We start from the raw sequence: 10976 nt of genomic DNA, 5'->3' as shown, positions 1-10976 counted from the left end.
TAAACTAATAAACACAAAAGCTCTCTATCCGTTGATAGAGAGCTTTTGTGTTACCAATTACTTGTTATATATGTGGTAGTTTAGGCAGATTTAAGGCTTTTTTCTTTTTGTGTTTTGCAGGTGCAAATACTTTGAGTACGCGCGGTAATACTTCAATATCCACAGGCATATCCGGACCTGCATCACCATCCATATTGGTCGATAAATCATCGACGTCAGATAGAAGTTCGATATGAGCTTTTTTCACCGTTAATGTCGTTGTATAACGAGAATTATAGATGGCACCACTGATAATGAGTGGTAATACGCTGAGAATATCGAGGATAAAATATTCCTTGAAGATAATGATACGCATATAACCATCATCTACAGATGCTTCTGGCATAAAACGCTCAAAGCTAGATACTACATTGGTAAGTAGGGCTAAAACGAGAGGAGATTTGCAAATGAAATCATCGTCCTCTGTTTTAATGCGGTACGTGTAGTCCTTTGTAGTGAACAACGCTTGGCCTGCTCTCAAGAAATACGCGAGAGGGCCGAGTATGCTCTTTTCCTTTGGTGTAACTTCATCTACAACCTTAGGAATAACGCCAGCTGCAATATTATTGCAGAAATACCGATCATTACAACGGCCGATATCAATGGTTCGAGTTTCATTGATATCGATACGTCTGATAGCTTGCGTTGGATTTTGGTGAATGCCGAGCGCACGAGACATATCATTTACTGTACCAACGGGGATAAATCCAAAGGTACAGGAGAATCCACCTTGGGCAATACCATTAACGGTTTCGTTAACAGTGCCGTCACCACCCATGCAGAATACGGCATCAAACCCGCGCTCACAAGCGTCCTTAGCGAAACGTGTAGCATCGCCTTCGCCTCTGGTGAATTTGACCTCAATCGTTTCGAACAATGTACTCAATTTCCATTGTAAATCGAGGGCGTAACGGCGCGCTGCACCGCCTCCTGAGACAGGGTTGATGATAATCAAACAACGGCTCATAGTATACTTCCTTACTTTCAAAAATGAGATATAGCTATTATCTATAGTTAAATTGACAGTCTTAATGATGAGTTCTATAATTGTAATGTATGCACTTAATTTCGCACAACATACTGTCTAAGATATGTTGTATACTATATTATACTCATTTTAACCGTTCTTTGAAAGTCTGAAAGCACGAATGGTTAGTAAGGTTTAGGGGCTAGTAATGGGAAGACAAAGTTCAAAAGATAAATACAAATTGTCCGCAGTGGATTCTATCGAAAGATTACCTCTCAGTGAACAAGTATATTTAACATTAAAAACAGCTATCTTAACAGGCGAATTGATGCCTCAAGAGAAGCTTAACGAAGTAAAGATTGCAGAACAATTACAAGTGAGTGCTACACCTGTGCGTGAGGCATTCCGCAAATTGGCTAAAGATAATCTCGTAGTTATCGTTCCTTGGAAAGGTGTTACTGTAAAAGCTGACACGCCAGAAGAAATCGTAGCACTTTACCAAGTTCGTGAAGTAATGGAAGGACTTGGTGCTAGATTATGTGCTCGTCATGCTACACCTGAGCAAGTACAAGAGCTAAGAACCCTTTGTAAAGAAATGCATGAAATTGAAGATGCCACAGAACGTGTTGATGTAAACAGCCGATTCCATACAATGATTGCTCATTACTCTGGCAATGAACGCATTGTAGATTATCTAGCAGGTTTCCGTGAACGCGTTAATCGTGACATGTACATCAGTTCTTTCAATGCTGTACGTACACATGACTGTGATGATGAGCATGATCAAATCGTAGACGCTATTGAACGTCACGACGAAGTAGCTGCAGAAACAGCTATGCGTCAGCATATCAACAATGCATTTATCTTTAAAAAAGCAAATGCAGAAGTACAACATAAAAAACTTAATGAAGTATAATGTCTGCTGATGCTGATGCTGATGCTGATGTAATAGGCATAATGACATATGAAAAGCTCCGCCATTGACGGAGCTTTTTTGATTGTTATTTTGAATAGTAAATTCAATTTTCATTTAGAGTATTTAGAGCATCTTGATATAAATTAGTTATCATTTGTTGTATTTAATTAACTGTTCTTTTAGTCTATCGGATTAGTTTGTTCTTGTTTTGTTTCGAGACGTTCTTTTGGTGTGGTTCAGAAGCTCTAGTCGTTTATAGTGTGATGTTAGGTGCGCATTACAGTTTTTATAGTCTACAACACGCAGTCTTACGAGCTGGCCTACGTTGATTTGAAAGGCTTGGGCAATTTTAAATAAAATTTCCAAAGACATGCCTGAAATGCCTGTACCACATTCTAATTTGCTTAAATAACTACGACTGATACCAATGTGACGAGCTAATTCTTGTTGAGACATATTTAGGGATACACGAATAATGGCGATTTTATGACCTAAACAAACATATTGATGTTGTAAAAACGGGTCTTCGTACGCGTTGACTCTCAATTCCGTGAGTGGTGTAGACGAGGGGTGCATAGGGACTCCTTCCTTTTCCCTACTCTCTAAATATAGTATACTGAGATTGTTAGCATCTGACTAATATAGAAAACTAGATAATTATCGGCTATTACAGATAATTACACGAATTGTGAAAGTAGTATTACATGTATGCTATAGTAATGGGATCATAACATCTAGTATGTTATCTTGAGTAGAGGAGGCAATATGGAAAAATACATAGCCGTTGCCCTTGGTGGCGCCATTGGGGCCTTATGCCGTATGGCTCTCGGTGAATGGGTGATGACAAAGGTCAGCTCGTTTCCGTATGGTACGGTAGTAGTAAACCTCGTTGGTTGCCTCATTATCGGTTTAGTCTTAGGCCTTTATATGCAAAAGCCAGATCTACCTCAATGGGCGAGATTCTTCCTCGTTGTAGGTGGGTTAGGTGCATTTACCACCTTTTCAACCTTTGCCTTTGAAATGCTACAGCTTATGATGGCTGAATCCTATGTACAAGCGTTATGGTACGGTGTGGTACAAGTAATAGGGGGCCTAATTCTCTGTTGGGTTGGTATGCTAATAGTGCGTCTACTCTGTACTATGTAAACATATTAATATTGAATAATAGTATTAAATACATTTTGATGTTATATAATAGCGTATTTTGTTATTAATGACTTGGGAGATATTATGAAATCTATTAGAACACAAGATGCCGTAGGGCAAACATTATTACACGATCTCGTAAGAATCGTCATAGGTGAGGTGAAAGACACGCCCTTCCGCCGTGGCCATGTAATTACAGAAGAGGATATTCCTAAACTCTTGGATCTTGGCAAGGAACATGTATTTGTAATGGAGCCGGAAGATGAGGGGTTCTTGCATGAAGAGGATGTAGCTCGTGCTTTATACCATATGGCAAGCGGTGAAAACATGCACGATGGCCCTATGGCACAAGGTAAAATTGAAGCCATTGCGGATGTAGATGGCCTTTTTAAGGTTGATGTAGACCGATTACATGCTATTAATAGCATTGGTGAGTTGACTATTGTAACAAAATTTAATAATACACCTGTGAAAGCAGGCGATAAACTAGCAGGCATGCGTTGTATTCCATTGTTGTTAGAAGAACAACAAGTAGAAGATGCAAAGAAAATTGCTGATGGTAAGCCTTTGTTACATGTAAAGCCATTCGTGCGCAAAACAATGGGTATCGTTACGACCGGCTCTGAAGTATTTGAAGGTCGTATTAAAGATGCTTTCACACCAATCATTGAAGAACGTTGTGCTGAATTTGGTGTTACAAAGGTAGCTCACGAAATTGTAACGGATAATACAGACGATATCGTGGCGGCTATCGACAAGGTGAAAGCAGCAGGCGCAGATATCATTTTCTGCACTGGTGGTATGAGTGTTGACCCAGATGATCTCACCCCAGGAGCGATTAAACGCTATGCAGATCACGTTGTTACCTATGGATTACCTGTGTTACCAGGGTCCATGGTTTGCATTGCTTACTGTGCAGATGGCACACCAATCCTTGGTGTACCAGGTGGTGTATTGTTCAGCAAACCGACTGCTTTTGATGAAATTGTGCCACGCCTCATCGCAGATGATGAAATCACCAAAGAAGATTGTATAGCTATGGGCCATGGAGGATTCTTGGGTTAATAGGTTAAAATAACTAGAATAGTTAGAATAACTAATATAGCTATTCTAAGTAATATAGCTAAAGCAAACAATATAACTAGAATAATTAGTATAGCTAATATAATTAATATAATTAATATAGCCAATATAAGGAGATAAGATAAATCTTATCTCCTTATATTGTTATTATACTATTAATTTATAGTATGATGAATTTGATAGAATTTTTATTTATCGATAAAATTGATATTTATATCTATTTTGTTAAAAAACTCGTTTACTTCATTTAATATTTAAAGTACAATAATAGTTAAGGATAATGATAATACATTATTTAATAATGGACATATTTTATGCTGAGTTTTGTTGAATATATATTATAAATGATAATATATTATCCGTTGTATTTATAATTTTAGATGTAGGGAGGAATAGTAAACGATGAAAAGCAAACAAGTTGCATTATCATTGGCAATACTACTTGCGTTAGGCACGGGAACTGTATTACATGTAGAAGCACAAGGAAATCCGACAGAGTATTCACGTCACTTTGGTGATGAAAACACGGTTACCAGTGACCATAGTTTAGCAGTAGGTTTCAGAAATACGGTATCCGGTTCATATTCAACTGCTATAGGACAGTCTTCTACCGCATCTGGTGAGACTTCACTAGCTATCGGACGAAGTGCACAGGCAACTGCTAATAATACCAATGCTATTGGTCGGAGTGCACGGGCAGAAGGTGAAAACGCTACGGCAATAGGCCATGGATCAGTTTCTTCAGGCCGTAATTCAAATGCCTTTGGTTCATCCGCTAAAGCATCTGCTGAAGCTTCTACAGCGGTTGGCAATAGTACAAAGGCTAGTGGTATTTCAAGTACCGCTACTGGATTTAATGCTGAGGCATCTGGTAATTTCTCTTCAGCATATGGTAATGATGCTAGAGCAAAGGGAAATCGTTCAGTAGCCGTTGGATATAATGCAAAAGCTGAAGAGAGTGCAACTGCTGTAGGTAATAATGCTAATGCTGGTGCTGCAAATGCTGTTGCACTAGGTTCAGGTAATACGATTACTGCACGTGGTGGAGTTGGAATTGGTAGCAGTAATTCTGTTTCTGGCATTGATTCTGGTGCTTTTGGGGTTAGTAATAACGTAGCACAAGCAAATACATATGTACTGGGTAGTAATGTGACGTCGACACAAGGAAATAGTGTTCTCTTAGGCAATGCATCTACCGATAGAGCTGCCACAACAGAAACACAAGCTAATATAAATGGTATTAACTATTCCGGCTTTGCTGGGGTAGGGTCAGCTCGTAACGGCGTTACGAGTGTTGGTGCATCTGGTAAAGAACGTCAGGTGATTAATGTAGCATCTGGGAAAGTATCTTCTGATAGCACGGATGCTATAAATGGTAGTCAATTATATGCAGTAGCAAATACAGTGGGCGGAATTCTTAATAATCACAATACATTAATTCAAAATAATATTAATGAAATCGATAAAAATAAAGAAAAAATTGCCGACAATGAACGAAAATTAAAAGATCATACAGATGTCTTACAAAAACATGAAGATATTTTAAATGGACATAGTCAAGAATTAGAAAAACATAATAAATTAATTGTAAATCATGATAATCAAATTACTCGTTTAACTAAAGAAAATCTTCGTCAAGATGCTGATTTACTTCGTCATGAAGATCAAATTCAAAATCATGACATTCAATTAAAAAATCAAACTGAACGTATGAATAATCAAGAAAAACGTATTGACAATCAAGATAAGCGTTTAGATTATTTAGATAATCGTGTTGATAATCATGATGCTCGAATTGAAAATCATAGTGAGCGTATCGAAAGTCATGAACGTCGTATTGAATATAATAAGACTTTAGCCACAGAAGCATTAAAAGAAGCTAAAAAACATACTAGCATTTCTGCAGGTAATAATGTAACTGTAACTACAAGCACAAATGCTGCTGGTGGTACTGATTACAAAGTATCTGTAGATAAAGTTAAATTTGGTAATGTTTCTTTGGACAATAAAGGTCTAAATAATGGTGGCAATAAAATCACTAATGTAGCCGATGGTGAAGTATCCGCTACATCTAAAGATGCCGTTAACGGTAGCCAATTGTATCAAGCTACTAGCGGTATTAGTAATGGTGTGAACCTATTAAATAGCAAAATAGGAAAAGTTGGTGCTGGTGCGGCTGCATTAGCGGCTATTCATCCATTGGATTTTGATCCTGATGATAAATGGAATTTTGCGGCTGGTTACGGTAACTATGCCGGTGAAAATGCGATGGCATTAGGTGCTTTCTACAGACCAAATGAAGACACTATGTTCAGCGTAGCTGGATCCATGGGTAACGGTGAAAACATGGTCAATGCCGGCGTTTCATTGAAATTAGGTCAAAAAAATGGTGTATCTACTTCTAGAGTAGCTTTGGCTAAAGAGGTTCAAGACTTAAAGGCCATTGTAAAAGCCCAAAATGTAGAGATTCAACAAATGAAGGCATCCATGGGAATGGCACCTCAGTATGACAAGAAAGATGTGAACTTCCCTGATGTACCGGCTAATCATTGGGCTTATGAATATGTAAAAGACTTGGCGGATAAAGGTCTTGTTGAAGGTTATCCTGATGGCGAATTTAAAGGCGATCGTGCGATGACTCGTTATGAGTATGCCGCGATCATTTACCGTGCTTTACAATTGGGTGCTCCAATTGATGGCAAAATGGGGCGTGCGATTAACGAATTTAATCCTGAATTGGCTCGTCTTCGTGATTTGGATCGTACTCGTGTAGATCGAATCTCTGGTAAAGATAATGATCGTCATAAGGTAGAACGACTTCGTGTCAACAATAAAGACAATAAGCAAACTAATGATTACAGAGATGTTTATGGTAGTCATATCGAGCGTAATGCGAAGTAATTACTTGTCATGAATTAACCTTTTAAACTAAAAGGAAGACAACAAAATAGTTCTTGTATAAACTAAAGAAAAAACAAAGGAGGCTGTGATAAACAGCCTCCTTTGTTTAATTAATTGCATTATTGATTGCGTTATTAAAATGATTTTTTACCTAGTGTAGGGTGGCTACAACGTTTTAGCGTTAGGGTATCAATCATATGGACGGCTTCGTCCAATGTAATATCTTCGCGCTTCGTTGGTGTTTCTAGGACTGCTAACGGATGCTCCGTGCCTACCTCACCAGAAGGCAAGTATATATATTCTTGGTTGACGGCATCACCAAAGATATAGCCGGCTTGTAAATGTTCTTTGTGAATGCGACTCATGGTCTCTCCTTAAATAATTTGCTTTAGCTTGAAGTCTAGATAGTCTGCAGATACCAATTCTAGTTTTGTCGTACTAAACTCCTTTGGAATTCGGTTAAAAGAAATTTGATCGTGTAAGTGGCCAAAGATGCAGATATCTACTTTATATTGTTCTAATAGGTCCGTAAAGCCAGAAGGAGCGTTGGATTCGTTAAATGGAGGGTAATGTAGCAACAATAACTTTGTTACAGGAATATTCTCTATATCTATAATTGAATCAGGTGTTGATGAATAGGATTTTTTAGAACAGGTCATATCTGTGACGTTTGTTTCCGTCCTGAGTTCTTCAAGCACTTTATGTATTGCTTTATCCATTTCTTGAAGTGCCGCTTCAGTACGCATCAATTCTCTATCGTAAATGGATTGGTCCGTTTCCGGAGAGAAGTGGGAGTCTCCAGGACAGAGGTAGGCACGCGTTCCTCCGAATGCAATAAGGTGCGGTCCCTCTTCGGTTTGGATGAGCTCTGCGGTGCCGTGACCTTGTATAAAGGTAATAGCGTCGCCCATGAGATTATGCATCTTGTTTGCTGATGCCCACCAATAATCATGGTTGCCGCGAATCATATATTTTTTACCTGGTAAAGATGCAATTTCTTGTAAATCGCAGGCCGCTTCCTCGAGGCGGAGGGCCCAGCTCATGTCACCTACGAGAAAGACGATGTCTTCATCGCTTACATTGGCATTCCAATGCTCTTTGATGCGGGCCCAGTGATCATTCCAGTGAGGACCAAAAATATCCATCGGCTTTGTGGGAGGATTGCCAGATAGATGGAGGTCGCCGATGGCAAATACTTTCATAAAAATCCTTTCAAATATGTATGGTTAAACCATATATAAAATTATATATCAAATTATGTACGGTATATGGTTAGAGCTATTTAGTAGCTTGAAAATAAGGCGTAATATCGTGCTTGATTTTAGCAGCTCGTCCCTCATCGCAAGTTTGAGGAATTTTGTATCCTACATAGAGGGGCGTCGTTACATAACGCGCCACTACTTTGATGTAATCATAGCCGTCCTCAAGATTATATACGAAGTAATTATAGGACTGGCTAAAGTTTGCTACACTATGCAATACATAGCGCAAAATTTGTTGTAGTCGAAGGGCTATAGCACGAACCGGCGCATCTGGTTTGAAGCGAATATTGTACTCAAAGAACCCGATAATCGGATGGGTAGACAAGGTGATACGCACATCTTGATCCTCATGCAATAGCCAGCCCTCCATATTTTGGGCTGTAATATCTTTGTGGTAATCGTAATTTTCAAGGCCTATGATTTGGCTGTGAGGATGACGAATAGAGCCACCGGACATATAGCCATAATTCTTGAAGAACAGTACAGATTTGAACTCTTTACGCTGACGAGTTTCGCGCCATTTATCGAGACCAAATTGGAGAATGTGGGCGGCTTCATTTGCAGGTAAGGTGGAAAATTCGCCTTCGTCGGTTTCTGTTTCGATAATGACGGTAGGCCAAGTTTTTTCTAATACAGGATACTTGTTCATGAGCCATATAATATGACCTGATGTATCGAGAATATCCGTCAATTTGGAACGATCACAGAAGGGACAACGCACTTGTTCATTGCGAATATTGACGGGCTTTGTCCGTCCTAATTCGATATTAAATCTAAGTGGTTTGTTCATCATGTGCCTCCTTCCTTGCAAGAAACTCTATACTCTTAATCATACCACAACTAGCGCATTCGTACATAAAATAATGGTATAATAATAGTGTGTTATTTTTGTGACTAAGGAGGCCCTATGAAACCAACGACGCTCGTATTTCCCATTGATGAACAAAATCGTATATTGTTAGGGCGTAAGAAGCGTGGTTTTGGGGCTAATAAATATAATGGTTTCGGTGGTAAACTTGATGATGGTGAAAGCTTCCGAGCGTGTGCCATTCGCGAATTATTCGAGGAATCTGGTCTTCAAGGACGCCCGGAAGACTTAGAATGTGTAGCGGCTTTTGATTTTCAATTTCCTTTTGATGAAAGCTTAACACACGTGAGTTATGTGTATTTCTTGCGTGCTTTCACAGGTGATGTAGAGGAAACAGACGAAATGGAGCCTCATTGGCTAGAACCAAATCAAATTCCTTATGAACATATGTGGGATGGTGACCGCAGATGGTTGCCGATGTTGTTAGAAGGTAAGAAATTAAAAGGACCTATTGTGTTTGGACGAGATAATAATATGGTGGATAAGATGGATTTGACCACTGTTGATACTGTTCTTGAAAGCGAACACTTGGCGCGTATCGATCTGTATATTAATGGATGATGAACGTACGATTGGTTACAATTTAACGTTAAAATTGTTATCTGGTGGGTATTGGAGTATAAAATAGGGACTATGTAGCCATAAAAGTGGTACTAGGCTCCTAAATTTATAATATATTGAGGTAATATGACTGATAAAAAGAACCCAAAGTGGGTGCCACAGCTATTGGCGTGGTATGATGTGCATAAACGGGAGTTGCCGTGGCGAGATTGTGGGGACCCTTATAAAATTTGGGTTTCCGAGGTGATGAGCCAGCAGACCCGCATTGAGGCTATGAAGCCCTATTATGACAACTGGATGCGTCTATTCCCAACTTTGGAGGATTTGGCAAAGGCTTCCGAAGATGAGGTGGTTCACGCTTGGCAAGGGCTTGGCTATTACAGCCGTGCTCGTAACTTGCGCCTCGGTGTAAAGGATGTAGTTGAAAATTACGGCGGTATCGTGCCTCATGATCGTAAGACCATGGAGTCCCTAAAGGGTGTAGGTTCTTATACGGCTGGAGCCGTATTATCTATGGCGTACAATGAACCAGAAGTGGCCGTAGATGGCAATGTGTTGCGCATCTATGCTCGTTTATATCGCATCTTTGACGATATCTTGGGTACTAAAGGTAAAAAGGCTATTACGGCTATCGTAGAGGAGACTTTGCCTCACGATCGACCTGGTGATTTTAACCAAGCCTTGATGGACTTTGGCTCTGCTGTGTGCATTCCAAAAACTCCACGTTGTGGGGAATGTCCTATTGTAAATATGTGCGCTGCCTATCAACATGAGGATACAGATAAACTGCCTGTGCGCATCAAGAAAACAAAGGTAGTAGAGGTGCCTTTATTCGTGGGGATCTTGCAGTATAAAGGCTATTATTTATTGCATAAACGGCCGAACCGTGGACTCTTACGATCCATGTGGGAATTCCCATCTGTGGAAATGGTATCTGCCTTTGAGGACGGAGAACGAGGCCTTGAAGAATTAGTTCAGGCCCTTGGATTTGATCTATCTTTGCAACCAGTACTTGTGAAAGAAATAACACATGTTTTCTCTCACCGAAAATGGTTTATGAAAGCATTCCGCGGTGATTTAACGTACACAGGGGATGCTAATAATATATCGATTGCAGATATCCAACAGCAATTGCCAAAGGACTGGATGCTCATCAAGCGTGATGAGTTCTCCGACTATGCTTGGGCGGGACCTCATGGTAAACTGACGGAAATCGCAAAGTAATTTGTAGGA

Annotated in this window: 11 protein-coding genes; 6 read left to right on the top strand and 5 right to left on the bottom strand. The window is 39.6% G+C overall.

Annotated features, from left to right (window positions below; genetic code table 11):
• Positions 1-64: 64 nt before the first annotated feature.
• Positions 65-1006: a diacylglycerol kinase family protein gene (locus VPHSUH08_RS08285; RefSeq protein ID WP_105087196.1), complete on the bottom strand. Its 942-nt coding sequence runs from the start codon at positions 1004-1006 to the stop codon at positions 65-67.
• A gap of 208 nt (positions 1007-1214) precedes the next feature.
• On the opposite strand from VPHSUH08_RS08285, the gene VPHSUH08_RS08280 reads away from it, so the two are divergent.
• The gene (locus VPHSUH08_RS08280; RefSeq protein WP_004694848.1) at positions 1215-1922 is read left to right on the top strand and encodes a GntR family transcriptional regulator; all 708 of its coding nucleotides are present in this window, start codon (positions 1215-1217) and stop codon (positions 1920-1922) included.
• Between the two features lie 192 nt (positions 1923-2114).
• Here the strand turns inward: VPHSUH08_RS08280 and VPHSUH08_RS08275 are convergent, their stop codons facing one another.
• On the bottom strand, positions 2115-2498 hold the full coding sequence (locus VPHSUH08_RS08275) for a helix-turn-helix domain-containing protein (RefSeq protein WP_058948167.1): 384 nt from the start codon (positions 2496-2498) through the stop codon (positions 2115-2117).
• 189 nt (positions 2499-2687) lie between these two features.
• Between VPHSUH08_RS08275 and crcB the strand changes: the two genes are divergently transcribed.
• The 3 genes from crcB (at position 2688) to VPHSUH08_RS08260 (ending at position 7052) form a co-directional block, all read left to right on the top strand.
• Complete coding sequence (gene crcB / locus VPHSUH08_RS08270; RefSeq protein ID WP_008602202.1) at positions 2688-3068, top strand: fluoride efflux transporter CrcB; 381 nt, start codon at positions 2688-2690, stop codon at positions 3066-3068.
• 84 nt (positions 3069-3152) lie between these two features.
• On the top strand, positions 3153-4133 hold the full coding sequence (locus VPHSUH08_RS08265) for a molybdopterin-binding protein (protein WP_039965212.1): 981 nt from the start codon (positions 3153-3155) through the stop codon (positions 4131-4133).
• 420 nt (positions 4134-4553) lie between these two features.
• Positions 4554-7052 (top strand): S-layer homology domain-containing protein, encoded by a 2499-nt coding sequence (locus VPHSUH08_RS08260; protein WP_105087195.1) that lies wholly within the window; start codon positions 4554-4556, stop codon positions 7050-7052.
• A gap of 134 nt (positions 7053-7186) precedes the next feature.
• Here VPHSUH08_RS08260 and VPHSUH08_RS08255 read toward each other — a convergent pair whose 3' ends face one another.
• The 3 genes from VPHSUH08_RS08255 to VPHSUH08_RS08245 all read right to left on the bottom strand — a co-directional run bounded on the left by VPHSUH08_RS08255 (position 7187) and on the right by VPHSUH08_RS08245 (position 9104).
• Positions 7187-7417, bottom strand: a complete 231-nt coding sequence (locus VPHSUH08_RS08255) for a hypothetical protein (protein ID WP_024061274.1) — start codon at positions 7415-7417, stop codon at positions 7187-7189.
• A 9-nt stretch (positions 7418-7426) separates the two neighbouring features.
• The gene (locus VPHSUH08_RS08250; RefSeq protein ID WP_105087194.1) at positions 7427-8254 is read right to left on the bottom strand and encodes a metallophosphoesterase; all 828 of its coding nucleotides are present in this window, start codon (positions 8252-8254) and stop codon (positions 7427-7429) included.
• Between the two features lie 76 nt (positions 8255-8330).
• On the bottom strand, positions 8331-9104 hold the full coding sequence (locus tag VPHSUH08_RS08245; RefSeq protein ID WP_105087193.1) for a DUF4931 domain-containing protein: 774 nt from the start codon (positions 9102-9104) through the stop codon (positions 8331-8333).
• Positions 9105-9221: 117 nt separating this feature from the next.
• Between VPHSUH08_RS08245 and VPHSUH08_RS08240 the strand changes: the two genes are divergently transcribed.
• Both VPHSUH08_RS08240 and mutY read left to right on the top strand, forming a co-directional pair.
• Positions 9222-9743, top strand: a complete 522-nt coding sequence (locus VPHSUH08_RS08240) for an 8-oxo-dGTP diphosphatase (protein WP_105087192.1) — start codon at positions 9222-9224, stop codon at positions 9741-9743.
• A 126-nt stretch (positions 9744-9869) separates the two neighbouring features.
• The gene (gene mutY / locus VPHSUH08_RS08235) at positions 9870-10967 is read left to right on the top strand and encodes an A/G-specific adenine glycosylase (protein ID WP_105087191.1); all 1098 of its coding nucleotides are present in this window, start codon (positions 9870-9872) and stop codon (positions 10965-10967) included.
• Positions 10968-10976 lie beyond the last annotated feature (9 nt).

Source organism: Veillonella sp. S13054-11 (assembly GCF_002959795.1).
Lineage (GTDB): Bacteria > Bacillota > Negativicutes > Veillonellales > Veillonellaceae > Veillonella > Veillonella parvula_E.
The sequence above is the reverse complement of the archived record's forward strand: the minus strand, read 5'-3'. Positions and strand labels throughout refer to the sequence as shown.